At 68.3% G+C, this 25,883-nt stretch carries 23 protein-coding genes and 1 pseudogene; 9 read left to right on the forward strand and 15 right to left on the reverse strand.

Going from position 1 to position 25,883, the window contains the following annotated elements; all coding sequences use genetic code 11:
- The first annotated feature begins 51 nt into the window (after positions 1 to 51).
- Positions 52 to 1,635, forward strand: coding sequence for an NAD(P)/FAD-dependent oxidoreductase (locus QP609_RS14960; RefSeq protein ID WP_197621718.1), 1,584 nt, complete (start codon positions 52 to 54; stop codon positions 1,633 to 1,635).
- 50 nt (positions 1,636 to 1,685) lie between these two features.
- On the opposite strand, the gene QP609_RS14965 is transcribed toward QP609_RS14960, so the two are convergent.
- From QP609_RS14965 to QP609_RS14995, 7 genes and pseudogenes are all read right to left on the reverse strand, one after another.
- The gene (locus QP609_RS14965; protein WP_014647919.1) at positions 1,686 to 2,357 is read right to left on the reverse strand and encodes a rhomboid family intramembrane serine protease; all 672 of its coding nucleotides are present in this window, start codon (positions 2,355 to 2,357) and stop codon (positions 1,686 to 1,688) included.
- 93 nt (positions 2,358 to 2,450) lie between these two features.
- The gene (locus QP609_RS14970) at positions 2,451 to 2,789 is read right to left on the reverse strand and encodes an MGMT family protein (RefSeq protein ID WP_223224586.1); all 339 of its coding nucleotides are present in this window, start codon (positions 2,787 to 2,789) and stop codon (positions 2,451 to 2,453) included.
- Positions 2,786 to 3,706, reverse strand: coding sequence for a DMT family transporter (locus QP609_RS14975; RefSeq protein WP_014647921.1), 921 nt, complete (start codon positions 3,704 to 3,706; stop codon positions 2,786 to 2,788). The genes QP609_RS14970 and QP609_RS14975 overlap by 4 nt, the downstream gene beginning before the upstream one ends.
- A gap of 160 nt (positions 3,707 to 3,866) precedes the next feature.
- Complete coding sequence (gene gorA / locus QP609_RS14980) at positions 3,867 to 5,225, reverse strand: glutathione-disulfide reductase (protein WP_197621786.1); 1,359 nt, start codon at positions 5,223 to 5,225, stop codon at positions 3,867 to 3,869.
- Positions 5,222 to 5,383, reverse strand: a pseudogene (locus tag QP609_RS14985) (amino acid dehydrogenase); the annotation flags it as partial. The gene gorA and the pseudogene QP609_RS14985, both read right to left, overlap by 4 nt.
- 26 nt (positions 5,384 to 5,409) lie before the next feature.
- On the reverse strand, positions 5,410 to 6,654 hold the full coding sequence (locus QP609_RS14990; RefSeq protein ID WP_041863671.1) for a DUF418 domain-containing protein: 1,245 nt from the start codon (positions 6,652 to 6,654) through the stop codon (positions 5,410 to 5,412).
- 99 nt (positions 6,655 to 6,753) lie between these two features.
- Entirely contained in the window at positions 6,754 to 7,236 is a 483-nt protein-coding gene (locus QP609_RS14995; RefSeq protein ID WP_014647924.1) for a peptidylprolyl isomerase, read from the reverse strand.
- A gap of 111 nt (positions 7,237 to 7,347) precedes the next feature.
- Between QP609_RS14995 and QP609_RS15000 the strand changes: the two genes are divergently transcribed.
- Positions 7,348 to 7,887: a C40 family peptidase gene (locus tag QP609_RS15000; protein ID WP_026347086.1), complete on the forward strand. Its 540-nt coding sequence runs from the start codon at positions 7,348 to 7,350 to the stop codon at positions 7,885 to 7,887.
- Positions 7,888 to 8,084: 197 nt separating this feature from the next.
- Complete coding sequence (locus tag QP609_RS15005; RefSeq protein WP_223224737.1) at positions 8,085 to 8,792, forward strand: C40 family peptidase; 708 nt, start codon at positions 8,085 to 8,087, stop codon at positions 8,790 to 8,792.
- Positions 8,793 to 8,802: 10 nt separating this feature from the next.
- On the opposite strand, the gene QP609_RS15010 is transcribed toward QP609_RS15005, so the two are convergent.
- Both QP609_RS15010 and QP609_RS15015 read right to left on the reverse strand, forming a co-directional pair.
- Positions 8,803 to 8,955, reverse strand: a complete 153-nt coding sequence (locus QP609_RS15010; protein WP_153643432.1) for a hypothetical protein — start codon at positions 8,953 to 8,955, stop codon at positions 8,803 to 8,805.
- 53 nt (positions 8,956 to 9,008) lie between these two features.
- A complete protein-coding gene (locus QP609_RS15015; protein ID WP_014647927.1) occupies positions 9,009 to 10,343 on the reverse strand; it encodes a dicarboxylate/amino acid:cation symporter in 1,335 nt (444 codons plus the stop codon).
- A gap of 154 nt (positions 10,344 to 10,497) precedes the next feature.
- On the opposite strand from QP609_RS15015, the gene QP609_RS15020 reads away from it, so the two are divergent.
- The 5 genes from QP609_RS15020 (at position 10,498) to QP609_RS15040 (ending at position 15,747) form a co-directional block, all read left to right on the forward strand.
- Positions 10,498 to 12,204 carry an alkaline phosphatase gene (locus QP609_RS15020; RefSeq protein WP_046431863.1) on the forward strand — a complete coding sequence of 569 codons (1,707 nt, stop codon included), beginning with the start codon at positions 10,498 to 10,500 and terminating at the stop codon, positions 12,202 to 12,204.
- A complete protein-coding gene (locus QP609_RS15025) occupies positions 12,201 to 12,740 on the forward strand; it encodes a WG repeat-containing protein (RefSeq protein ID WP_197621787.1) in 540 nt (179 codons plus the stop codon). The genes QP609_RS15020 and QP609_RS15025 overlap by 4 nt, the downstream gene beginning before the upstream one ends.
- A gap of 555 nt (positions 12,741 to 13,295) precedes the next feature.
- Positions 13,296 to 14,582, forward strand: a complete 1,287-nt coding sequence (tilS, locus tag QP609_RS15030; protein ID WP_197621663.1) for a tRNA lysidine(34) synthetase TilS — start codon at positions 13,296 to 13,298, stop codon at positions 14,580 to 14,582.
- A 36-nt stretch (positions 14,583 to 14,618) separates the two neighbouring features.
- Complete coding sequence (locus QP609_RS15035) at positions 14,619 to 14,879, forward strand: exodeoxyribonuclease VII small subunit (RefSeq protein ID WP_014647931.1); 261 nt, start codon at positions 14,619 to 14,621, stop codon at positions 14,877 to 14,879.
- Positions 14,869 to 15,747 (forward strand): farnesyl diphosphate synthase, encoded by an 879-nt coding sequence (locus tag QP609_RS15040; protein WP_014647932.1) that lies wholly within the window; start codon positions 14,869 to 14,871, stop codon positions 15,745 to 15,747. Before QP609_RS15035 ends, QP609_RS15040 begins: the two co-directional genes overlap by 11 nt.
- Positions 15,748 to 15,823: 76 nt before the next feature.
- Here QP609_RS15040 and QP609_RS15045 read toward each other — a convergent pair whose 3' ends face one another.
- Together QP609_RS15045 and pmbA are read right to left on the reverse strand one after the other, a co-directional pair.
- Positions 15,824 to 16,195: a DUF4870 domain-containing protein gene (locus QP609_RS15045; RefSeq protein WP_014647933.1), complete on the reverse strand. Its 372-nt coding sequence runs from the start codon at positions 16,193 to 16,195 to the stop codon at positions 15,824 to 15,826.
- An 87-nt stretch (positions 16,196 to 16,282) separates the two neighbouring features.
- Positions 16,283 to 17,650, reverse strand: a complete 1,368-nt coding sequence (pmbA, locus tag QP609_RS15050) for a metalloprotease PmbA (protein ID WP_014647934.1) — start codon at positions 17,648 to 17,650, stop codon at positions 16,283 to 16,285.
- 68 nt (positions 17,651 to 17,718) lie between these two features.
- On the opposite strand from pmbA, the gene yjgA reads away from it, so the two are divergent.
- Entirely contained in the window at positions 17,719 to 18,306 is a 588-nt protein-coding gene (yjgA, locus tag QP609_RS15055; RefSeq protein ID WP_014647935.1) for a ribosome biogenesis factor YjgA, read from the forward strand.
- A gap of 41 nt (positions 18,307 to 18,347) precedes the next feature.
- Here the strand turns inward: yjgA and tldD are convergent, their stop codons facing one another.
- From tldD to QP609_RS15075, 4 genes are read right to left on the reverse strand one after another with little or no spacing between them, the layout of a single operon-like run.
- On the reverse strand, positions 18,348 to 19,793 hold the full coding sequence (tldD, locus tag QP609_RS15060) for a metalloprotease TldD (protein WP_014647936.1): 1,446 nt from the start codon (positions 19,791 to 19,793) through the stop codon (positions 18,348 to 18,350).
- Between the two features lie 58 nt (positions 19,794 to 19,851).
- A complete protein-coding gene (locus QP609_RS15065; RefSeq protein ID WP_197621664.1) occupies positions 19,852 to 23,709 on the reverse strand; it encodes a YhdP family protein in 3,858 nt (1,285 codons plus the stop codon).
- A gap of 30 nt (positions 23,710 to 23,739) precedes the next feature.
- Positions 23,740 to 25,227 (reverse strand): ribonuclease G, encoded by a 1,488-nt coding sequence (rng, locus tag QP609_RS15070; protein ID WP_005418079.1) that lies wholly within the window; start codon positions 25,225 to 25,227, stop codon positions 23,740 to 23,742.
- Positions 25,220 to 25,828 (reverse strand): Maf family nucleotide pyrophosphatase, encoded by a 609-nt coding sequence (locus QP609_RS15075; RefSeq protein WP_032961948.1) that lies wholly within the window; start codon positions 25,826 to 25,828, stop codon positions 25,220 to 25,222. The genes rng and QP609_RS15075 overlap by 8 nt, the downstream gene beginning before the upstream one ends.
- Positions 25,829 to 25,883 lie beyond the last annotated feature (55 nt).

Raw genomic sequence — 25,883 nt, forward strand, 5'->3', positions numbered from 1 at the left:
CAGATGCAGATTGCGACTTAATCCCCTCCGTCCCCTTTTTGCGAGGTGTTGATGTCCTGGGATGCGATTGTCGTTGGTGGCGGCCACAACGGCCTGGTCTGCGCGGCCTATCTGGCGCGCGCTGGAAAGAAGGTGCTGGTGCTGGAACGTCGTGGCGTTCTCGGCGGTGCCGCAGTCACCGAGGAATTCCATCCCGGCTTCCGCAACTCGGTGGCGTCGTACACGGTGTCCCTGCTGCAGCCGAAGGTGATCGACGACCTGCAACTGCATGCGCATGGGCTGCGCATCATCAATCGCCCGGTCAACAACTTCCTGCCGATGGAGGATGGTCGTTATCTGCTGTCGGCACCGGGCCGCACCCAGGCAGAGGTCGCGAAGTTCTCCGAGCGGGATGCGCAGCGGCTACCCGAATACGAAGCGCGCCTGGAGATCTTCGCCGATGTGCTGCGCGCGTGGGCCCTGCGCGCGCCACCGGATGCCGGCGTTGCCGGTGGTTGGCGCGCGTTGCCTGCGCTGTGGCAGATGGGCCGTCTTGGTCGTGAACTGGCCACGCTGGATGCCTCGCTGCGGCAGGAGCTGCTGGACCTGTTCACGCTGTCGGCAGCCGAGTATCTGGATCGCTGGTTCGAAAGCGAACCGATCAAGGCGCTGTTCGGCTTCGATGGCATCGTCGGCAACTACGCAAGCCCCTATACACCGGGCAGTGCCTACGTACTGCTGCACCACGTATTCGGCCAGTGCAATGGCATGAAGGGTGCGTGGGGCCATGCGATCGGCGGCATGGGCGCGATCAGCCAGGCGATTGCAGCCTCGGCACGCGAGGCCGGAGCGGAACTGCGCGTGGAGGCCGGCGTGCAGCGCGTGCGAATCGAACAGGGCCGCGCGGTGGGCGTCGAACTGGCCAACGGCGAGATCCTGCGCGCACGCACGGTGGTTGCCAACGTCAATCCGAAACTGCTGTACGAACAATTGCTGGAACCGGCACACGTACCCAACGCGACACGCGAACGCATGGCGAACTGGCGCTGCGGTTCCGGCACGTTCCGGATGAACGTGGCGCTGTCGCGGCTGCCGGAGTTCCGCGCCCTGCCCGGGCCTGGCGATCACCTCAGCGCCGGCATCATCATGGCACCCAGCCTGGATTACATGGACCGCGCCTGGCTGGATGCGCGCCGCGACGGTTGGGCGCGCGAACCGATCGTGGAAATGCTGATTCCGAGCACGCTGGACGATTCGCTGGCGCCGCCCGGGCAGCATGTGGCCAGCCTGTTCTGCCAGCATGTGGCGCCGGTGTTGCCTGAAGGCCGCCATTGGGACGATCACCGGGAGACCGTGGCCGACCTGATGATCGCCACCGTCGAACGGCATGCGCCCGGCTTCACCGCCAGCGTGCTCGGTCGGCAGGTGCTGTCGCCGCTGGATCTGGAACGCACCTTCGGCCTGGTCGGCGGCGACATCTTCCACGGCGCACTGAGCGCCAACCAGCTGTTCTCGGCACGGCCGATGGTCGGCCAGGCCGGCTATCGTGGTGCCCTGCCCGGGCTGTACCTGTGCGGTTCGGGCACACACCCCGGCGGTGGCGTCACCGGTGCACCGGGGCACAACGCGGCGCAGGTGGTGTTGCAGGATCTGTAGAGGCGTGCCCACCAACGGTCGGCACCTGCAGCGTCAAATGATCCTTCGGATCATTTGACGCTGCGCAGATGGTTCGGGCGCTTCGGTGGGCCGGGCGGGCGGCGCTTGAACGGCGGCTGCCCGCGCCAGTAGCGGATCAGCAACCAGCCGAACAGCATGCCGCCGAGGTGCGCGAAGTGGGCCACGCCCGGCTGCCAGCCGGTCATGCCCAGCACCAGCTCGCCCACACCGAACAGGATCACGAAAGTGCGCGCCTTCATCGGGATCGGCGGGAACAGCAGCATCACCCGCTGGTTCGGGAACAGCATGCCGTAGGCCAGCAGCAGGCCGAACACGCCGCCGGAGGCGCCCAGCACCGTGGCAGGGTTTTCCAGCAGCGTACCCACCAGCAGCTGGCAGACACCGGCACCGGCCACGCACACCAGGTAGTACAGCAGGAAGCGCTTCTCGCCCCAGGTCTGCTCCAGCGGCGCGCCGAACATGAAGACCGCCAGCATGTTGAAGAACAGATGGCCGAAGCTGCCATGCAGGAAGCCGTAGGTCAGCAGCTGCCAGGGCTGGAAGTTGCCACCCGGCGAGAACGCGTCGAAGCCCTGCTGCAACGGTTGCAGCATGAACGGCTCGAAGGTCTGCATGCCGAGCAGGAACGGCTGCTGCAGCAGGAACAGGATCGCGTTGGCGATCAGCAGGGCCTTGGTGACGGTTGGCAGTCGCGGGAACATGGGAGCACCGGCATGGAACGGCCTCCATCATAGCCGCAGCATCGTGTCTTGTTGGCGACCCGCAGGTCCGGCCTGTTCAGTCGCCAGCGGTGCTCAGCCCGGGCCCCACACCGCTGCGTCCAGCGCCGCCGCCGGATCGGTCGCCGGCATCCGCACCCGGCCGTTCTCCACCCGCACACCCTCGGCGCGCAACCGTTGTGACTGCTCGCGCCAGCCGGCCGACCCTTCTTCCATGGCAATGCGCCCGTCCGAGCGCAGCACGCGGTGCCAGGGCAGGTCCGGGTCGTCGTTCTGGCCCAGGATGCGTGCGGTCAGGCGTGCACGCCCGGGCAGGCCCGCGCGCATCGCCACCTGGCCGTAGCCCATCACCTGCCCCGCCGGGATTGCGCGGATCACCGCCAGGATGCGCGCACGCGCCTGCTCCGGCGTCAGCGCCGCAGGCGGGTCACCAGCAGAACGCCGATCAGCACCAGCACGGTGCCGGCGATCTGCGCCGGCCCCATCGGTTCGTCGAGCAGCCATAGGCTCATCACGATGGTGGAAACAGGGCCCAGCATACCGACCTGCGCGGCCAGCGACGAACCCACGCGCTGCACCGCCAGCATGATCGCCAGCACCGGCAGCACCGTGCACACGGTGGCATTGACCAACGACAGCCACTGCACCGGCGCCGGTGCCTGCCACAGCAGCGGCAGCGGATGGGTCACCGCGAAATGCAGCAGCACCAGCACGCTGGCCACGCAGCTGGCATAGGCGGTCAGCCGCACCGCACCGATGCGCGCGACCACCTGCCCACTGCCGAACAGGTACAGCGCATAGCTGAGGGCACTGCCCAGCACCAGCAGGCTGCCGACGATGATCTGCCCACCCTCGCGCTGCAGATCGTGGCCGAAGGCCAGCAGCACGCCGAGGTAGCTCAGCACCAGCGCACCGATCTGCCAGCGGCCCGGCCGCTGGCGCGCCAGCAGCACGTTGATCAGCAGTACCAGGGTCGGGTTCAAGTACAGGATCAGCCGCTCCAGGGTCACGCTGATGTACTGCAGTCCCTGGAAGTCGAGCAGGCTGGACAGGTAGTAGCCGGTGAAACCCAGCCACAGCACGCGGGCACGGTCGGCCCAGGACAACGGCTCGGCCCGGCGCGCGGCCCACGCTGCCATCAACGCGAACAGGGGCAGCGCCATCAGCATGCGCAGGGCGAGCAGCGTGGTGGCATCGACGCCGTGGCGCAGGCCGAGCTTGACGATGATCGCCTTGCCCGACGCGGCGATGGCGCCGATCGCGGCCAGGCCGATGCCGCCCAGCGCAATGCGTGGGGAAGCAGTGGCGATGCGGGAAGCGGGAGTGGACATCAGGACGACGGCGGGCCGCGCAGAGCGGCCCGGTAAGGCGTGGGGGACGCTCATTGTCGCATGGGGGCGCCCGCTGCCCTGTAGAGCCGAGCCTGCGCTCGGCGTCGCCAGGCCGGGGCGAAAGGCTGCCGAGCAGGGCTCGGCCCCACAACGGCCCGGCTCAGCGCATCAGCACCACTTCTTCGGCCGAGGTCGGGTGGATCGCCACGGTGTCGTCGAACTGGGCCTTGGTCGCGCCCATCTTCACCGCCACCGCAAAGCCCTGCAGGATCTCGTCGGCCGCTTCGCCCAGCAGGTGGATGCCTACCACGCGTTCTTCCGGGCCGGCACAGACCATCTTGAACAGGCTGCGCTGGGTACCATTGGCCAGCGCCTGCAGCATCGGGCGGAAGCGGCTGTGGTAGACGCTCACCTGGTCGAAACGCCGGCGCGCTTCTTCCTCGCTCATGCCCACCGCGCCCAGCGGCGGATGCGAGAACACCACGCTGGCCACGTTCTCGTAATCCATTTTGGACTGCGGGCGCCCCCCGAACAGGCGGTCCATCAGCCGCCGCGAAGCGGCCACCGCCACCGGGGTCAGGCCGACCTTGCCGGCGATGTCACCGACCGCGTGCACGCTCGGCACGCGGGTGGTCTGCCACTCGTCCACCCGCACCTGCTCGTGCTCGCCGATGTCGATGCCGAGCGCTTCCAGACCCAGGCCACGGCTGTTGCCGCGGCGGCCGGCAGCGAAGAACACCGCATCGAACACACTGTCGATCGGGCCGTCATGGCCGAACGCCCGCACGCGCTCGCCATCGCGCTGCAGTTCGCGCAGGCGATAGTCGAAATGGATCCGCACGCCCTGCTGTTTCAGGTTCTCGGCCAGCTGATCGGTCAGCTCGTAATCGAAGCGCTCCAGCAGGCGCTTGCCGCGCACCAGCAGGCTCACGCGGCTGCCGAGCGCCTGCAGCAGGCCAGCCAGCTCCACCGCGATGTAACCACCACCGATGATCGCCACCTCGGCCGGCGCCGCACGCAGGTCGAAGAAATCGTCGGAGACCAGGCCCAGCTCCGCGCCGGGAATATCCGGACGCAGTGGATGCGCGCCAGTGGCGATCAGGATGTGTTCGGCGCTGTAGCGCACGCCATCACTGCAGGCCACGGTGTGCGCATCAAGCAGATGGCCACGTGCCGGAATGCGCACCACGCCGGTTTCGTCCAGGCGCTTGTGGTAGCTGGTGTGGATGTTGCTGATGTAGGCCTGGCGATGGATCACCAGTTCCTTCCACGACAGCGCCGGGCGTGCCTCGACATCGAAGCCCATCGCATTGGCCAGGCCGATGCGCTCGTGCAGGTCGGCCGCCAGCCACATCGCCTTCTTCGGCACGCAGCCGACATTGACACAGGTTCCGCCCAGTTCGCCGGGTTCCAGCATTGCCACGCGCTTGCCGTGCTGCGCGGCGCGGATCGCGCCGGCCAGGCCGGCGGAGCCGCCGCCAAGGACGATCAGGTCGTAATCATAGGATGCAGTGCTCATCGGAATCGCTCGGGTCGGTAAGGGGCAGGATCGATCGCTGGCGTGTGGCCGCAGACGAGATCGGCGATCCGCTGGCCGATGCCGGCGCTCATGCTGACGCCGAGCATGCCATGCCCCGCTGCAGGCCAGACGTGAGGATGCGCGGGCGCGCGGCCGATCGGCGCAGCGCGTGCGCGCTCATCGCTCACCCCTGCTTCGTCCTGCGCCGCATCGGTGGCCACTGCCGGTAGGTCATTGCACGCCACAGCCATTCCATCGGACCAAAGCGGAAGCGCGCCAGCCACGCGTGCGAAACAGCCACCTGCACGGCAAACAACAGCAGCGCGAACAGCAGCTGCACGCTGCGCGGCATCATCTCGAACCTGCCCAGGCCGTAGTGGTAGAAGGTCCAGGTACACAGCAGCGACTGGCCAAGATAGTGGGTCAACGCCATGCGCCCCACCGGCGCCAGCCACGCCAGCCGCGTGCGCCAGTGCACGATCCACGCCAGGTAGCCCAGGCACATCGGCAGCCCGCCAACCGTGACCAGGGCCATCGCCGCGGTCACCGGCAGGTTGTAGGCGCCGGGTGCAAGGTAGGGTTTCCAGGCAACCCCCAGCAGCGTGACCAGCAGCCCCAGCGGCAGTGCGATCCAGCGCAGCGACGCGTACAGCCGCGGGAAGCGCTCCGGCGTCGCCAGCGCGCCACTGCCGGCGAACCAGCTGCCGAGCAGGAACATGCCCAGCACTTCCGGGCCGCTGATCAGCAACGCGCCCATCGAGGTGCCGAACTCGCTCAGGCGCTGCACAGTGGCCTGCGCCCAGCTGCCCTGCCCGTACACCTGCCGCTGCAGGTCGATGCTCTGCTGCGCCTCGGCAAGCATGCCCTGCACCTCTTCGGCCGAAGCCATCGACACCATCGCACCCACCAGCAGCATCATCGCTACACCGCCGAGGTAGACGATCACGCCCATCCACGGCAGCCAGCTGCGCGGCGCCTCGCGGCAGGCCAGCAAGGGCAACGAGACCAGCGCATACATCACCAGGATGTCGCCGGACCAGACCAGCAGTGCATGGCACAGGCCGATCAGCAGCAGGCCGGCGCTGCGGCGCAGGTAGAACGGGGTGAAGTCGCGCCCGGCCACCTCGGCGCGTTGCGCCATCACCGCAAAGCCGGCACCGAACAGCAGCGAGAACAGGGTGAAGAACTTGCCCTGCACGAACACATAGACGAAGGCGTCGGCCCAGTAATCGATGCCCCGCCAGTGCACGTCAATGCCGGTGAAGGCCAGGTCCAGCGGGCCGCTGAAAGCCTCGATGTTCATCAGCAGGATGCCCAGCAGCGCAGCACCACGCAGCACGTCCAGCACGGCGATGCGTTCGCCGGAAGCCACCGGCTGCAGGGAAGGAGAAGCGGCGTTCACGGGGCGTCCGTCAGGCAGGTCCGCCATTATGCCGCCGGCCCGTGCACCATGGATGGCCGCGGCGTGTTCCAGAAACGCAACGGCCCGCCGAAGCGGGCCATTGCTGCCATCACGATCGCGCTGCGATCAGTGCTGGTGACCGCCGTCGCCGTGGACGTGGCCGTGGTCCAGCTCTTCCTTGCCGGCTTCGCGCACGTCGACGATTTCGACGTCGAAGTGCAGGTCCTTGCCAGCCATCGGATGGTTCAGGTCAACGTCGACGACGCTCATGCCGACCTTCTGCACGGTCACCGCACGCGGGCCGAAGTTGGTCTGCAGCACGACCTGCTGGCCCGGCGCCAGCTTGGTATTGCCGAAGTGCTTCTTCGGCACGCGCTGGGACAGGCCCTCACGACGCTCGCCGTAGGCATCGGCCGCCTTGACGTCGACGTTGAAGGTCGCGCCGGCTTCCTTGTCCATCATGGCGTTTTCCAGGCCCGGGATGATGTTGCCGTGACCGATCAGGATCGCCAGCGGCTCGCCGCGGTCCTTGGACGATTCGATCGGCTCCTGGCCGACTTCGGAAACGGTGTAGTGGAAGCGGACAACGCGGTCTTTTTCGATCTTCATGCGCAACTCTGTCTGGATCTGCCGGAGGCAGGCGGGTTGGGGCGGGTTGTCGCCCGGCGGGGACGCCGCCATCATGACGGCCAATCCAAGGTGGCGCATTATCCGGAGATCATGCACATCACGCCAGTTTCGTCCGGCCAGCGCCGGTTTCTCGCCCCGGCCCTGCTGCTGGCCCTGCCCCTGTTGATGACCGCCTGTGGCGGTGGCAAGGCCACCCGCCCGGCCCCGCCCCCGCCCACGGCGAACTGGCCAAAGACCGTGCCGGACAACCCCGAGGCTGCCAACTCGGTGCTGATGCGCGCCATCAGCCTGGTCGGCACGCCCTACCGCTATGGCGGCAACACCCCGGATTCGGGCTTCGACTGCAGCGGCCTGGTCGCTTATGTCTATCGCGAGATGCTGGACCTGCGGCTGCCGCGCACCTCCCGCGACCTGGCGGCGGTGCAGGGCCCGAAGATCGACCCGCAGCGCCTGGCCACCGGCGACCTGGTGTTCTTCGGCAGCCGCGGCAGCGTCACCCACGTCGGTATTTATGTAGGTGAAGGGCGTTTCGTGCATGCGCCGAGCACCGGCGGCACCGTGCGCCTGGACTCGCTCAGCGGTCCCTACTGGAAGGACCACTACACAGGGGCGAAACGCGTCCTTCGCTAAAATGAACAGGCGATATATTCAAAACTGTGACGAACATCACTGTGCAACTAACGAATTACTAACGGAATTTTTAACTTATCCGCGCTTTTACAGGGCATGATGCCCCATCGTTTTTTTCCTGTGACCGACGCGTGACGACTGACGACCTGAAAAGCGAAGGCCAGACTTCCGTATCTTCACGTAGTGCCCGCCCGCTGTTGCTTGGCCTGGCACTGTGTCTGACCAGCCTTCCGGCCTGGTCGCAGACTGCTCCGAACCGTTCCGATGTGACCCCGGCCCCGGTGGCCGAGAGCACCGCCCGACCGGCCGCCAAGGCCGAGGCTGCCGCTCCGCAGCGCAGCCGCGTCGATGCCGCCGCCAGTGCCACGCTGGCCGCCCTGCTGCCGCACCTGGCCGCCAACGACACCATTCCGCTGATGGACCGCTCGGCCGTGGTGGCCGGCGACCTCAGCCGCCTGCTCGCCAACTACGACACCAGCAGCGCCGCCAATGGCAGCGTCGTCGGCACCGCCGCCGACAACGGCAAGGTGCAGTCGCTGCTGCGCCGCGCGATGACCCTGCTGGGCACCCCGTACCGTTGGGGTGGCAGCAACCCGGACAGCGGTTTCGACTGCAGCGGCCTGGTCGGTTATGTGTTCCGTTCGGCCCTGGGCATCGAACTTCCGCGCGTCTCGCGCGAGATGGCCCACGATGACAATGCCGAACTGATCAACGACCGCACCGCGCTGGCCGCGGGTGATCTGGTGTTCTTCGGCCGCAAGGGCCGCGTCGACCACGTCGGCATCTACGTCGGCGATGGCCGTTTCCTGCATGCGCCGAGCTCGGGCAAGGACGTCCGCGTGGACACCCTGCTCAGTGGCTACTGGGGCAACAAGTTCATGCAGGCCCGCCGGGTCGACCTCTGACCGGCTGGCGTCACAGCGCCGCCTGATACGCAAAGCAAAGCCGCTGCCCTGCAGCGGCTTTTTTGTTGGGCCCGCGTAATGGTGGGTAGCTGCCGACCTTGGTCGGCACCGCCTCCATCCACGCATGGCGTGGATCTACCACGGTCGGCAGCGCGTCAGCCATCTCCCAAACGAAAGGCCCGCCGGTCAGGGCGGGCCTTTCATCTCCACGCAACCTCAGCTGCGTGGCGGTGTCGGGTCAGGATCGTCCACGCCCACATTGCTGGACGGATTGTCATACACCGCCTGGTCCAGCAGCCCGGTTTCCTTGGCCACGATCACCGGCACCAGCATCTGGCCGGTCACATTCGTCATCGTGCGCATCATGTCGAGGATGCGGTCGATGGCATACAGATAGCCGATGGTCTCCAGCGGCAGGTTGGCTGCGCTCAGCACCACCGTGGCCATGATCACCGCGGTACCCGGCACGCCGGCCGTACCGAAGCTGCCCAGCACCGAGGCGATCAGCACCACCACGTACTGCTCCGGGGTCAGCGGCACACCGCTGTACTGCGCGATGAACACCGCGCACAGCGCCGGATAGATCGCGCCGCAGCCATCCATCTTGATGCTGGCGCCCAGCGGCACCGCGAATGAACCGTAGTCCTTGTTCACGCCCAGGTTGTGGGTGATCGAACGCAGCGCCACCGGCATCGCGGCGAAGCTGGACGAGCTGACGAAGGCCACCTGCATGCCCGGCGCCGCGCCGCGGAAGAACTTCAGCGGGTTCAGGCCGTGCGCCAGCAGCAGCGCGCTGTAGACCACCACGATGTGCAGGGCGCAGGCCACGTACAGGGCCAGCACGAAATGGCCCAGCGGCAGCAGCTTCTCGAAGCCATAGCTGCCGACCAGGCCGGCGATCAGGCCGAAGGTACCGATCGGGGTGACTTCCAGCACGAAGCGGGTCACCTGGATCATGATGTCGCTCATCTGGCCGACCAGCTTGCGCGCCTCGGTCACCTTCTCGCCCAGCTTGACGATGGCAAAGCCCACCAGGCCTGCGAAGAAGATCACCGGCAGGATCGAGCCGCGACCGGCCGCCAGCACAGTCTCACCGGCCGCATTGACCTTGGTACCGATGCCGGACAGCGCGTAGAAGACATTGGCCGGCACCACGTCCAGCAGCACCTGCACCACACTGGGCACTTCGCGCGGCACGTAGTTGCTGGCCATTGTCAGCTGCAGCCCGCCGGCACCGGGCTGCAGCACGGTCCCCACGCCCAGCCCAACGCATACCGCCAGCGCCGCGGTGATCACGAACCAGAGGAAGGTGCGGCCACTGAGCGCGGCGACCGACTTCTGCCCGTGCAGCGACGAGATTGCGTTGATGACCGCGAAGAACACCAGCGGCACGGCGATCATCTTGATCAGGGTGACGTACAGCTCACCGAGCGGGCCGAACCACGTTTCCGCGGCCGGGCCAAGCGCCCAGCCGGCCAGCGCGCCGAGCACGAAGCCACCGACCACGCGCTGCCAGAATGGAATCCGCAGCCAGGCAGAGACCAGCTTCATAGGCAATCCAGAGGGGAAGGAAGGGATGCTGGCACGATAGCCCAAGGCGGCCCGCAGAACGACCGCCCGGCCGGCAAATCAGTGTGTCATCGGCGTGCCTTGCAGGGGCGGGCATAATGAACGTCCCGTTACAGTTTGTGAGATCCAAGCGTCCATGCGCCGTTCCGTCTCCCTGTTGGCCGCCTGCGCCACCACCCTGCTGCTGGGCGCCTGCGCCAGCACCACCCCCGCCTCTGCCCCGGCCGGCCTGAAGGTCGCCGTCGACCCGGTCGCCCATCCGGCCGGCGAGACCCCGCAATGGTGGTACCGCAGTGGCGCCGCCCAGGCCGCCGCCAACGGCGCGATGTCCGGCAAGGCGAAGAACGTCATCCTGTTCCTCGGCGACGGCATGAGCCTGACCACCGTGGCCGCCTCGCGCATCTACGAAGGCCAGCAGAAGGGTGGCTCGGGCGAGGAGAACCTGCTGTCCTGGGAGCGCTTCCCGGCCACGGCGTTCAGCAAGACCTACAACACCGATTCGCAGACGCCGGACTCGGCCGGCACCATGACCGCCATCACCACCGGCGTGAAGACCCACATGGGCGCGATCGGTGTCAGCGCCGGCAGCCGCACCGACTGCGCCGACAGCCTGTCCAAGGGCCTGCTGACCTGGCTGCAGCTGGCCGACAGCGCCGGCCTGGCCACCGGTGTGGTGTCCACCGCGCGCCTGACCCATGCCACCCCTGCTGCCACCTATGCGCACTCGCCCGAGCGCAACTGGGAAAACGACACCGACCTGACTGAAGCGGCCAAGGCTGCAGGCTGCAAGGACATCGCACAGCAGCTGCTGTCGACCTCGCGTTATGGGCGCGGCCCGCTGGTCGCTCTCGGCGGCGGTCGCGGTGAATTCACCACCGTGGAAGAGCGCGATCCGGAATACGACGACAAGGTCGGCCAGCGCCTGGATGGCCGCAGCCTGGTGCAGGAATGGCAGCAGGCGCACCCGCAGGGTGCCTACGTGTGGAACAGCAAGCAGCTGGCGGCGGCCGCCAATGCGCCGGCCATCCTCGGCCTGTTCGAACCGGACCACATGCGCTACGAATACGAGCGCCCGCAGGATCCGGGCGGTGAGCCGAGCCTGGCCGAACTGACGGCTGCAGCGATCAGGAATCTGGCCAGGCACCAGGAAGGCTACGTGCTGATGATCGAAGGCGCGCGCATCGACCACGCCAACCACAGCGGCAACGCCTTCCGTGCACTGACCGAGACCGTGGCGCTGTCCGACGCGGTGCGCGTGGCCAACGAGCTGACCTCGGCCGACGACACCCTGATCATCGTCACCGCCGACCACTCGCATACGCTGAACTTCGTCGGCTACCCGGCACGTGGCAATCCGATCCTGGGCAAGGTGAAGGACAAGGGCGGCGAAGATGGTGCCGGCAAGCTGGACTACGCGCTGGACGGCACCGGCCAGCCGTACACCACGCTGAGCTATGCCAACGGCCCGGGCCATACCGGCAGCAGCAACCAGCAGCCGGCCGGCCCGAAGCGTTACCCGCACAACCCGAGCAGCTTCGAACCGGCCAACGGCCGCCCGAACCTGCGCGAGGTCGACACCGAGCATCCGGACTACATGCAGGAAGCACTGGTGCCGATGAAGTCCGAATCGCACGGTGGTGAGGATGTCGGCATCTGGGCGCGTGGCCCGGGCAGCAAGGCGATCCGCGGCACGCTGGAACAGAACGCGATCTACCACATGATCGTGCAGGCCACCCCGGCCCTGCGCGAGCGCCTGTGCCAGGCCGGCACCTGCGATGACAAGGGCGTGCCGGTGCAGCTGCCGGCACCGACGGCCTTCGAGCGCAAGGCCGAGGCCAAGTGATCGTGCGGCAGGCCCGCCTCGACCGCGGCCGCTTCGCGCGGTCGCTGGTCCTGCTCGGCGTACTGGCCGGTTCCAGCACGCTGGCGCAGGCGCCGGCCTGCAAGCTGCTGACCGACGAACACGGGTTGTGGCCGCTGCCCAACTGCGAGGTGGTCGATCACCGGCCGAAGATCAGCGCCGATGCGCTGAAGGACCTGAACTACGACGACCACGGCCTGGCCGTGGTGTATGCCGCCCAGGGCTTCCACTACGTCGACCGCAAGGGCCGCAGCCTGCCTGTGCTGACCTGGGACAACGGCCCGGAAACACCGCAGGAAGGCCTGCTGCGCGGCCGCGTCGGCAACCGCGTCGGCTACTTCGACCTGACGTTCCGCCAGGTGGTGCCCGGCACCTACGATTTCGGGTGGCCGTTCCAGGATGGCGTGGCCGAGGTCTGCAACGGCTGTCGGCGCGGCACGCCGGATGCCGATGGCCACACGCCGATGGAAGGCGGGGAGTGGTTCCGCATCGACCGCGCGGGCCGTCGGGTGAAGTAGGTTTTTCGGCAGGGCTGCGCCCTGCACCTGCTACACGCCAGAGCAATAGCAACGGCCACGGCCGAAGCAACAGCAACAGCGTGCGTTCCGTGGGATGGCGGGGCACTGTGGGTTTGCGGGGACGCCGTAAACCCGTCCCTGGGGGCTTGGTCGCCGCATCCATGCGGCTCACACCCCGCAAACCCACAGTGCCCCGCCTTCGACAGTTTTCCGGCGGCTGTTGGTAGGTGTCGACCTTGGTCGACACATCTGTCAGATATCGAAATAAATCGGGGTCAGATCCGTTTTCCGCAGGAAAACGGATCTGACCCCATCGGCACGTCCAACAGTTCGCAGGAAACTGTCGAAGGCGGGGTGGGTCCGGTTGCGGGGGCGTGAGCCGCATGGATGCGGCGACCGAGCTTACATGGACGTACTTGCAGCGGCCCCCGCAACCGGACCCACCCCGCCCACCCTCAGGAAACCAGCTTCTGCTGTTGCTGTTGCTGTTGCCGTTGCTCTGGATCGTAGCGGGTGCAGGGCGCAGCCCTGCCGAGCAACCCTATACTTGCCGCCGTGACTGCCTTCCCTGCCCTCGTTCCGCTGGATGCGCCACTGCTGGTGGGCTACAGCGGCGGTGTCGACTCGACCGTGCTGCTGCACTGGCTGTGGCGCAGCGCCAAGGCCTCCGGCACGGCGCTGCGCGCGGTGCACGTGCACCATGGCCTGCACCCCGATGCGGACGACTGGGTGCTGCATTGCCAGCACCAATGCGCAGCGCTGGGCATCGAACTGGCCGTGCATCGCGTGCAGATCGACCCCACATCGGGCCTGGGCCTGGAAGGCGCAGCACGGCAGGCGCGACGCGCCGCGTTCGCCACCGAACTGCGCGACGGCGAAACACTGGCGCTGGCGCAGCACCTGGACGACCAGGCCGAGACCTTCCTGCTGCGTGCCCTGCGTGGCTCCGGCGTCGATGGTCTTGCCGCGATGTCCGCAGACAGCCGCGTAGGCGAACACCGTGTGTGGCGACCGCTGCTGGCGGTGCCGCGCCGTGCGCTGCTCGATTACGCGCACCAGCACGCGCTGCGCTGGGTTGAAGACCCCAGCAACGCCGACGACCACGCCGATCGCAATTTCCTGCGCCTGCAGGTGCTGCCGTTGCTGCGCCAGCGCTGGCCGCACGCCGCCGCGGCATTGGCGGGCAGCGCCCTGCATTGCCGGCAGACCCGCGAGCTGCTGGACGAGGAGGACGCCGAGCTGATCGCGCATCTGGAGGTGGCACCGCGTGTGCTGTCGCTGCAGCTGCTGCGCCAGGTGTCACCGGGCCGCGCCGCGCGCGTGCTGCGTGCCTGGGTGATCGGCCATGGGGCCGCCCCACTGCCGGCCACGGTGCTGCAGCAGGCGCTGGACGAGCTGCTGCCAGCCAGCAACGATCGCCAGGCGCGGGTGCGCTGGCACGATCATGCCATCCAGCAATGGCGCGATCATGCCTATCTCCTGCCCGCGCAACTGCCGGCGCTTCCCCATGATTGGCAGGCCGGATGGGATGGACGCGCGCCATTGGCGCTGCCCGATGGCGGTCAGCTGCACCTGCACGGCGCCGAGGCCTTCGAACGGCCGCTCCAGGTCCGTGCGCGTGTGGGCGGCGAACGCATCCTGCTGCCCGGTCGCCAGCATTCGCATGCGCTGAAGGACTGCCTGCAACGCGAACACCTTGCCCCCTGGCGACGCGCCCAGCTGCCGCTGGTCTTCGATGGAGCGCAGCTGCTTGCCGCCGCCGACGTGGTCATCGCAGCTCCCCTGCAGGCCTGGTTGCAGGCCCACGACGCGCAGCTGCAGTGGCGTCCCGGCGGCTGGTGAATTGACCCCCGCGCGCAGCCCGTCCACACTTGCCGCATGGCCAAGAAGTCCCCCGAAAACGCCTCCCCGGTCGCCCAGTTCGAGCAGTCGCTCGAATCGCTGGAGCAGCTGGTGGAGCAGATGGAAACCGGCGAGCTGAGCCTGGAAGCGTCGCTCAGTGCTTACGAACGCGGCGTCGGTCTGTACCGTCAGTGCCAGCAGGCGCTGGAGCAGGCCGAATTGCGCGTGCGCCTGCTCAGCGATCCGGCCCAGCCGGAAACGGCCGAGCCTTTCGATCCGCCCAACCATGACGGCTGAAGCCCTGTTCGCGCGCTGGCGCGACCGTATCGAAAGCCAGCTCGATGCCGCCCTGCCCTCGCCTGCCGAAGCACCGCAGCGCCTGCACCAGGCCATGCGCTATTCGGTGCTGGGCGGTGGCAAACGCATGCGCCCGCTGCTGGTGTATGCCAGTGGACACCTGTTCGGCGCGCAGCCGGAACAGCTGGACGCGGCGGCGATGGCTGTCGAGCTGATCCACGCCTATTCGCTGGTGCATGACGACCTGCCGGCGATGGACGACGACGCCCTGCGCCGCGGCAAGCCGACCACCCACATCGCCTTCGACGAAGCCACCGCGATCCTGGCCGGCGACGCCCTGCAGACGCGTGCCTTCGGCCTGCTGGCCGATGCGCCGCTGCCGGCCACGCTGCGCGTGGCCTGCCTGCAGACCCTCGCTCACGCGTCCGGCGCCTCCGGCATGTGCGGCGGCCAGGCGCTGGACATCGATGCCACCGGCCAGCAGCAGACCCTGGCGGCACTGACCCGCATGCATGCGCTGAAGACCGGCGCGCTGATCCGTGCAGCGGTGCGCATGGGGGCGCTGTGCGGCCAGGCCCACGAGCCGCAGCTGGCCCAGCTCGACAGTTTCGCCGATGCGCTCGGCCTGGCCTTCCAGGTCCGCGATGACATCCTCGATGTCGAAGCCAGTTCCGAACAGCTGGGCAAGACCGCCGGCAAGGACGAGGCGCAGGACAAGAGCACCTTCCCCGCGCTGCTCGGCATGGACGGCGCGAAGGCGCAGCTGCGCGAACTGGCCGCACGCATGCAGGCCACGTTGGCCGGCCATGGCGAAGAGGCCGATGCGCTGCGCGCGCTGGCAACGCTGGCGGTGGAACGCGATCACTGATCGCCGCCGGTGACGCTGCCCTCAAACAGGAACGCCAGGCAATGCCGGGCGTTCCTGCTTGCGCATGCGGCCGGTATTACTTGATCAGGCGCAGGGTGAACGGGTAGCGATAGGCTTCGCCGTTGTTGGCCTTGACTGCGGCAATGATGCAGAACACCAGGTTGATGATGCCCACGATCGGCGCCAGGATGCCGCCGATGATCACCACCATCAGGATGATGCTGATGACCATGGCGATGGTCACGGTGATCTGGAAGTTCAGCGCTTCCTTGGCCTGGTCGGTCACGAAGGCCTTGCTGGCGTCATCCTTGTTGATCAGCCAGATGATCAGGGCGCCGATGAACCAGGTGAAGATGCCCAGCAGGTGCGCAGCCAGCGCCATGGTGCGCTGGTCGGCCGGGGCATCGGTGGTTGCCGGCGGCGGCGGGACGTTATCGAATTCGCTCACGACAAAACTCCTTTTCATTGGGTGGTCTTGACCCACCAGCACCAAGCTGGTTGCGTCAGGCGCGCATAGCTTACGTCATCAATGCCATCAATCATTACCGGCGACGGTCATCCGCCCCAGCAGGATCGAACCGGTCCGGATGTGCGAGCGCGGGTCGACGTCGCTGCCGACCGCCTCGATGCTGCTGAACATCTCGCGCAGGTTGCCGGCGATGGTGACGCCGTCCACCGGGTACTGGATCTCGCCGTTCTCGACACGGAAGCCGCCCGCGCCTCGTGAGTAATCGCCGGTCACCCCGTTCACGCCCTGCCCCATCAGCTCGGTCACCAGCAGGCCGTCACCCATCTGCCGGGCGATCTCTTCCAGCGGGCCGGCATTGGCCGCCAGCTGCAGGTTGTGCACGCCGCCAGCATTGGCGGTGGTCTGCAGGCCCAGCTTGCGCGCGGAATAGCTGCCCAGCACGTAGCGCTGCAGTACGCCGTCTCGGACCAGCGCCGAACTACGGGTGGCCACGCCGTCGCCGTCGAAGGCGGCCGAGCGCAGGCCACGGCGCAGGTGCGGCAGCTCGTCGATCTGCATCCATTCCGGGAACAGGCGTTGGCCGACGCTGTCCAGCAGGAAGCTGGCCTGGCGGTACAAGGCGCCGCCGGACACCGCCGACAGCAGGTGGCCGACCAGGCTGCGCGCCACTTCCGGGGCGAACAGCACCGGCATGCTGCCAGTAGCCAGTGAACGCGGCTGCAGGCGGGCCACGGTGCGCTCGGCGGCACGACGGCCGACCAGGCCCACGTCTTCCAGGTCCTCCCGGGCAAGCGCGCTGGTGTACCAGCCATCGCGCTGCATGCCATCGCCCTGCCCGGCGATCAGCGCGCAGCCGACCGAATGGTGGGTGCCGCGCTCACGACCAAAGAAACCATGCGAATTGGCATACACCGACAGGCTCTGCATGCTCGACACCGATGCGCCGTCGGAATTGCGGATCTGCGCGTCGGCCTCGCGACCGGCCGCCTCGCAGGCCAGGGCCAGGTCCACCGCCTCATCGGCCTGCAGCGCCCACGGGTGCCAACCGTCCAGCTCCGGGAAGTCGGTGGCCATCAGTGCGGCCTCGGCCAGGCCGGCAGCCGGGTCATCCTCGGTATGCCGGGCAATCGCGCAGGCCTGCTCGACCGTAGCGGCCAGGCTGGCCTCGTTCAGGTCACCGGTGCTGGCACTGCCCTTGCGCTGGCCGAAATAGACGGTCACGGCGATGCCGCGGTCACGCGTGGACTGCACGGTCTCGACCTCGCCGAGGCGGACATTGACCTCCAGTCCGCGGTCCTCGCTGCAACTGACCTCGGCCTGGCTGGCGCCCAGCGCGCGGGCGCGGTCGAGCAGCTGCTGGGAGAGGTCGGCCAGCCGTTCCAGCCGGGCCGGGCTGTCGTCGCCGACGGCCACTTCAGGGGCGATCACGTTCAATGCTTTATCCTGTACAGGTTGGGCCCGGCATCACGCCGGGCGACTTTTTTTGAGATCAGGTAGGGACGATGCGCGGACGCGACGAAGAAACCGGTGAATTCCACGACAAGAGCCGCAGCCAGAACCGGCGCGACGCGCTCGACGTCCTGGCCCTGGGCGAGAAGCTGGTGTCGTTGACCCCGGCCCAGCTGGCGCGCCTGCCGATCCCGGAAGACCTGCTGCCGCATATCGCCGAGTGCAAGCGCATCACCGCCCACATCGCCCACAAGCGCCAGCTGGCGTTCCTGGCCAAGCACATGCGCCGCGAGGACGAGGCAACGCTGGACGCGATCCGCGATGCGCTGGACGCCAACAGCGAGACTGGCCGCCGCGAAGTGGCGATGATGCACCGCGTGGAAGACTGGCGCGACCGCCTGTTGGCCGACGGTGACAAGGCGCTGGCCGCCCTGCTTGACGACTACCCGCAGGCCGACCGCCAGCAGCTGCGCACCCTGGTACGCAACGCGCAGGCCGAAAAGGCGAAGAACAAGCCGCCGCGCGCCTACCGCGAGATCTTCCAGGTGCTGCGTACGCTGATGCTGCCGGCGGCGCTGGGCTTGAAGACGGCGGGCGACGAACACGCCGGCGATCCGGTCGACGAGGCCGACGAGGACTGAGTCCGCGCCGGCCCGGGCGGTGGCCGCGGCCATCGCCACGCTCAGGCCTGCGTACCGCCGACGGTGATGCCCTCGATCAACAGCGAGGGCTGGCCGACACCCACGGGCACGCTCTGCCCGTCCTTGCCGCAGATGCCCACGCCCTCGTCCAGGGCCAGATCGTTGCCGACCATGCGCACCTTCTGCATGGTCTCCGGGCCGTTGCCGATCAGGGTCGCGCCCTTCACCGGGGTGGTGATGCGGCCATCCTCGATCAGGTAGGCCTCGGTGGCCGAGAACACGTACTTGCCGCTGGTGATGTCGACCTGGCCACCGCCGAAGTTCACCGCGTACAGGCCCTTCTTCACCGAACGGATCATCTCCTGCGGGTCGTGCTCGCCGGCGCGCATGTAGGTGTTGGTCATGCGTGGCATGGTCAGGTGCGCGAACGATTCGCGGCGCCCGTTGCCGGTCGGGGCCATGCCCATCAGCCGCGCGTTGAGGCTGTCCTGCATGTAGCCGACCAGGATGCCGTCCTCGATCAGCGGGGTGCACTGGCTCGGGTGGCCTTCGTCGTCGATGTTCAACGAACCGCGGCGACCGTCGAGGGTGCCGTCGTCGACGATGGTCACCCCCGGTGCGGCGACGCGCTCGCCGATGCGGCCGGCGTAGACGCTGGTGCCCTTGCGGTTGAAGTCGCCTTCCAGGCCATGGCCGACCGCTTCGTGCAGCAACACGCCCGGCCAACCCGGGCCGAGCACCACCGGCATCATGCCGGCCGGCGCCGGCACCGCGTCCAGGTTCACCAGCGCCTGGCGCAGCGCTTCCTGGGCCAGGGCTTCGGGGCGGCCGCTGGCGAACAGCGCTTCGTAGCCATAACGGCCACCGCCACCGGCGTAGCCGGACTCGCGACGGCCGTTGTGTTCGACGATGACCTGCACGTTAAGGCGTACCAGCGGGCGCACGTCGGCCGCCAGCACGCCGTCGCTGCGGGCGATCAGCACAGTATCGACGCCGCCGGACAGGCTCACCATCACCTGCTTCACGCGCGGGTCGGCGGCACGCAGGTAGCCATCCAGGCGCTTGAGCACCTCGACCTTGGCCTCGTTGCCGATGCCGTCGATCGGGTCCAGCGCCGGGTACAGCGCGCGCGCATTGCCGCGCAGCAGCGAACGTCCGGTCTGCGCACCGCCCTCGCGCGAGATCGCGCGCGCCGACTGCGCCGCCGCCAGCAGCGCATCGGCATGGATGTCATCGGAGTAGGCGAAGCCGGTCTTCTCGCCGGAAATCGCCCGCACGCCCACGCCCTGCTCGATGGAATGGGCGCCGTCCTTGACGATGCCGTCTTCCACGCTCCAGCTCTCGCGGCGGGCGTGCTGGAAATAAAGGTCGCCGAAGTCGACACCAGGGCCGAGCAGTTGCCCGAAGGTGCGCTCCAGGCCGGCGGTATCCAGGCCGCCGGGGCGCAGCAGGCGGTCTTGGGCAAGCGTCAGGGCGATATCAGTCATGGTTTCGATCTGGGGGTGCGGGGGCGCTCAGGCAAGCCCCGTGAACAGGAAGCCGTGCTCAGCGCGAGCGCGGCAGGTCGGTGACGGTCGGCGGAATGGCCGGTGCAGGTGCCGGCACGGGCGGTGATGGGGTCTTGTCGCGGCTGCGCTCGATCACTTCCACCTTCGGCTCCTTCCATGGACCGGTCACCTTGTAGGTACGGGCGCCAATCTCGCCCAGCGGCTTGGACAATACCGCATTGGTGGCCGCGCCCAGCGCCGCCCCCACCGGGCCGCCGGCCACCGCACCGACCACGGTCAGCAGGTTGCCCGCGCGCGGGTTGACGTCGATGGTCTGGTCGAACTGCTGGTTGCGCAGGTCGGCCTGGCCACGGATGGTGATGTTGGCCGCCGGGCCTTCGATCAGCACCTTGTCGGTGCGCGCCATGCCCTGACCGAACTGCATGCTGCCCTCGATCTGGTTGAACGCGAAGCCCTTGGAGAAGAAGTCGCGGAAATCGAACATCAGCCGCCGCGGCAGCTGCGCGACGCTGAGCAGGCCCAGCACGCGGCCGGCGCCCGGCTCCAGCTCCAGCAGCTGGCCATTGCGCGCATGCAGGTCGAGGCTGCCCTGCAGGTTGCCCAGCTGGAAGTCCGACGGCCCCCCGCTCCAGGCCGCCTGCAGCTGCGCCTGGCCGGAACCGCCGCGCAGCTGGCCGCCGTAATCAAGGTTCTGCATCAGCCCGCCCAGGTCCTCGCTGCGCACCTGCGCGGTCAGTTCGGTACGGGCGCCGCCCGTACGGCCGAGCCAGCGGCCGGTGATGTCGATTTCCTGGTCCGGCGCGCGGAAGCGCAACGCGTCCACGTTCAGGCCGTTGGCCAGTGGGCGCGTGCGCAGCACCGCCTGGCCCAGCACCACCTTGTCGAACTTCAGGTCGGCGATGTCCAGCGCGAACGGCGGCAGCTTGGCCGGGTCCATGTCATTGGCACCGGCCTGTACCCGCGCCGGCGCGGCGGCCGCACCCGGTGCCGCCGGCAGTGACTGCCAGTGCACCCGGTCAAGCTGGCCGCTGATGGTGCCGCCGTCGGCGTTGGGTACGGTCAGGCGGCCGGCCAGCGACGGCCCGTCCAGGCGCACGTCCAGTGCCTGCGGGCCCGGGTGCAGCTGCAGCCGGGTCTGCTCGAAGACTCCGCCGATCAGCTTGAGCTGGCCGACCTGCACGTCGACCGCGCGCAGCGGCATCGCGTCGTCGTCACTCCCACCGCGCGCCAGGCTGATCCACTCCAGCGCATCCAGGGTCGGGCTGCGGCCATTGACCGTCAGTCCGCTCGCCGGCGGCTCGCGGTCGACATGGTCGCTGCCCAGCGTGACCTGCACACCGGTCTGGTTGTTGTGGCTGCGCGCGGCCAGGGCCAGGCGCTGGCCGAACGCCACATCGATGCGGCCGGCGCCCATCGGCAGCTGCGCGGCCACCGTGGTCGCCAGCGGCTCGGCGGCCGGCTTGTCCAGCGGCGCCGGCAGGTCGAGCCGGGTGCCGACCAGGTCCGAACTCAGCCGCAGCTCGCTCGGCGGCGCAGGCGCGCCGGGCGCCACCTTGGGCAGGTTGACGCCGATGGTCCAGGCCGAATTGCCGTTGATGTAAGGCTTGAGCCAGGCCATCTCCGGAGCACGGTCGATCAGCACGCTGGCATCGAGGCGGGCGGTCAGCTGCGACTCGAAGGCGCGCGTGCTGTCATGCACGTAACCTCCGGCACGCAGGCTCAGCCGTCCTTCCTGGCCGAGGTGGCGCACCGCCAGGTCCTCGGCGCCGAAACCGCCATTGCTGTAGCGCGCCTGCCCGTGCATGTTGTCAAAGGTCAGCTGGAAGCGCTTGTCGACCAGCTTCACGCCGGCCAGATCGACCGTGCCCTGCAGGTGGCCCTCGCCCTCGTCCTGATGCAGCGGCTGCAGCAGATCGAAGGTCACATGGGCCGGACCACTGGCGACCAGATTGTCCAGCGTATCGCCGTAATCCTTGTGCAACGGGCTCTGGCGCAGCATCGCCAGCAGCTTGCCGGCCTCGCTCGGCGCGTCGGCACGTACGTACAACGGCTGGTGCCCGAAGTCCGGAATGCCCGCTTCGAATTTCTGTACCGCCACGCCGGCAAGATCACCCCGTCCACGCATGTCGAAGCCAGGGCCGATGAAGGCGATGTCGGCGTCGACCTGGCTCATCAGCGGCCAGTCGTGCTGGAAGCGGATGTCGCCATTGGTGATGTGGCCGGTGGCCTCGAAGCGGCCATCATTGTTGTCGAACGGCCAGTCGTCCAGGTCACCGGTGACCAGGCCGACGCCATTGCGCACCTGGCCGCCAGCCAGCGCCATGTCCAGCCAGTCGGTGGCGCCCTTGCTCATCTTGGAGTGGATCCAGAAGCGCTTGGCCGCCGTCATCGGCACGTCGTCCAGCTTCGCGGCCAGCTGCAGCCACGGCCGCGTGCCGTCGCCCTGGAACCAGACCCCGCCGCGCACGTCGGCCGCGTAGTCGGTGCCTTCCACACGCATCGCCGGCGTCCCGATCCGCCAACCACCGCCCTCGTCGCGCCAGCCCACGATCTGTCCGGCCAGGTGCAGGTCATGGCGCACGCCGAAGCCGGTCGGCCAATCGAACTGCAGCTGCCGTTGCGGTTGCAGCTGCAGGCTGAAGCCGTCGGCGTCGCCTTCAAAGCGCCCGCCCAGGCCGCGCAGGCCGGGCGAGTTGCCCACGCTGGCGAAACCCAGCGACTGCAGTTCACCCTGCGCCCACAGGGGGCCATCGCGTTCGCCCGACAGCTGCAAGGCGCGCACGTCCAGCTGCGGCCTGGACAGGAACAGCCAGCGACGCAGGCCCGGCTCAAGGCGATCACTCAGGGCCAGCGCACGCAGTGCGATGCCGGCCTGCACTTCACCGGAACGGACCTGCAGCTGTTTGCCGACCTGCAGCTGCAGGCCATCGAGGCGCTGCTCGCCGTCTTCATTCTTCAGCCGCAGCTGCGGTACCTGCAGCGCCCAGCCCTCGGCCTGGCGCTGCCAGCGCAGGCGGGCCTGCAGTCGCTGCAGCTGCAGCTGCGGCGCCGCCATGCCGGGTATCGGTGCGCCATCGATACGCACGTCGCGCAGGTCCGAATCCGTGGTCAGCGCCACCGGCGCGAAATCGCGCAGGGTCAACCACAGGTTCAACTCGCCCTTGCCCTCGCGCAGGCGCACGCCGCCAGCCGCCAGCAAGGGCGCCCAGGCGTGGAAATCGACCGGGTCGGCGCCCAGCCAGGCCTCGCCGTTGCCGCGCGCACGGTCCACGTCCAGCACCGCGGTCAGCGGCAGCGCTTCGGGCTGCGCCCAGGCGCGTACGCCCACGCGCAGGCGATCGCCATTGACCCGCATGCGCAGGTCGATGCGCGGCAGCGTGGTGTCGATGCCCAACGTCGGCGCGTGCACGCCCAGGCGCCCCCCGATCACCTGCAGCTCGCCCAGCCGGCGCAGCGCATCCAGCGGATCGCCGCCGTTGTCCGATTGCGGCAGCCCGCGCACCGTCCAGCGTCCGTCCTCGCCCTGCTGCAGATCCAGCGCCAGGCCACGCAGGCGCAGCTCGGTCAGCGAGCGCCCGGGCAGCAGCCCGCTGTACATCGATACCAGCACCTCGGCCTCGCCGATCGCCAGGCCCTGCCCGGCGCCGATGCGCAGGCCTTTCAGCTGCAGCAGCGGGCCACGACGGGTCCAGGCGGTCTGCAGCTGGTCGAAACGCACCGGCTGGCCGGCACGCTCGCTCAGCCAGGCGGCAATCCTGTCAGGATGACGCTCGGCCAGCGGCAGCAGCTGGCTGAGCGTGCCCACCAGCAGTGCAAGCCCGACCAGGCCCACCGCACAGGCGGCAATGAAATGACGGCGGATCCTTCGCAGTCGCAGGCGCGGCGGCGCGCTCATCGGCCACCGCCGGCCTGCAGCCGGCGAGGATCAGAGCAGAACGACATCGAATTGCTCCTGCAGGTACTGCTCGTCCGCCTGGAAGCGGATGCTCTTGCCGAGGAACTCTTCCAGCTCGGCCACCGCCGAGGATTCCTCATCGGTAATGCGCGCGACCACCTTGGTCGAGGCGATCACCAGCAGGCGCGCAGCATCGAACTGGCGCACGGCACGGGTGATCTCGCGGAAGATCTCATAGGTCACCGTCTCGGTGGTCTTGATGCTGCCGCGGCCGCTGCACTGCGGGCAGGTCTCCGACAGCTGGCGCTCCAGGCTTTCCACCGTACGCTTGCGGGTCATCTCCACCAGGCCCAGCGGCGAGAAATCATAGACCGTGGTCTTGGCATGGTCGCGGGCCAGCGCCTTTTCCAGCGTGCGCAGCACCTGGCGACGATGCTCCGCATCATCCATGTCGATGAAGTCGATGATGATGATGCCGCCCAGGTTGCGCAGCCGCAGCTGCCGCGCCACCGCCTGCGCCGCTTCCAGGTTGGTGCGGAACACCGTTTCTTCCAGGTTGCGCTGGCCGAGGAACGAGCCGGTGTTGACGTCGATGGTGGTCATCGCCTCGGTCTGGTCGATCACCAGGTAGCCACCGGATTTCAGCGGCACCTGCTTGTCCAGCGCGCGGCCGATCTCGTCCTCCACGCCGAACATGTCGAAGATCGGGCGGTCACCGGAGTACAGCTCCAGCTTCTCGGCCAGCACCGGCATGTACTTGGCGACGAAGGCCTGCAGTTGGCCGAAGGTCTCCTTCGAGTCCACCTTCACCTTGTCCACGTCCTTGCGGATCAGGTCGCGCACCGACCGCAGCGGCAGGCTCAGGTCTTCATAGATGATGCTGCACGACGGCGCTTCGCGGCCGCGGCGCTCGACCACGTTCCACACGCGCGACAGGTAGGCGATGTCCTCGGCGATGGCCTCGGCCGGCTGCCCTTCGGCGTTGGTGCGCACGATGTAGCCGTAGCCGCCGTGCTGCGCCGACAACTCGGTCACCAGCGCCTTCAGGCGGGCGCGCTCGGTTTCATCCTCGATGCGCGCGGACACCCCCACCACCTTGGACTGCGGCAGCAGCACCATGTAGCGCGAGGGAATGCTGATCTGCGTGGTCAGGCGTGCACCCTTGGTGCCGATCGGGTCCTTCACCACCTGCACCACGATGTCCTGGCCGTCACGCAGCAGCTCGACGATCGGCACGCTGGCCGGCGGCGGCAGGGTCGTGTTCTCGGTGTCGGCACTGGCCACCGGGGCCGGGCGCACCACGTCGTTGGCGTGCAGGAACGCGGCGCGCTCCAGGCCGACCTCGACGAAGGCGGCCTGCATGCCGGGCATGACCCGCTGCACCTTGCCCTTGTAGATGTTGCCGACCACACCCCGGCGCCAGCCGCGCTCGATGTGCAGTTCCTGCAGCATGCCGTTCTCGATCACCGCGACCCGGGTTTCGCGGGGGGTCACATTGACCAGGATTTCCTCAGACATCGGCAGCCTCCCTGGCGGCATCGGCAGTGGGGGCCGGCACGCCACAGCGCGCCAGCAGACGATCGGTATGCAGCAATGGCAGCCCCATGACGCCGGAGTAGCTGCCGGAAAGATGTTCGATCCAGCGCTCGGCCCCGCCCTGGATGGCGTAGGCCCCGGCCTTGTCCAACGGCTCGCCGGTGGCGACATAGGCGGCGATGTCGGCGGCGGCGATCGGGGCGAAGGTCACTTCGGAAATGACCAGTTCGCTGTCCAGCCCGTCGGCGCCGACCACCACCACCGCAGTCATCACCTGGTGGGTGCGCCCGGCCAGGCGCGCCAGCATCGCGCGCGCGCCGGCGGCGTCGGCCGGCTTGCCGAACACTTCACCGTCCAGCACCACCTCGGTGTCCGAGCCGAGCACCCGCGCCTGCGGGTCTTCGGCCAGCACCCGGGCCAGCCCGGCGCGCGCCTTGTCGGCGGCGACCCGGCACACATACTGTTCGGCACTCTCGGTCGCGGCGCGCTGCTCGACGACCTCCAGGTCCAGGGCCTGGAAGGGGCGTCCGAGTCGGGCCAGCAACTGGTTGCGTCGGGGGGAGCGGGAAGCAAGATAGAGCATCGGCACAGCATAACCTGAGCCCGTCACCTGAATCGTCGGCAACCCGTTACGGAAC

The organism is Stenotrophomonas sp. 8(2023), assembly GCF_030345295.1.
In the GTDB taxonomy this organism is placed as follows: Bacteria; Pseudomonadota; Gammaproteobacteria; order Xanthomonadales; family Xanthomonadaceae; genus Stenotrophomonas; species Stenotrophomonas muris.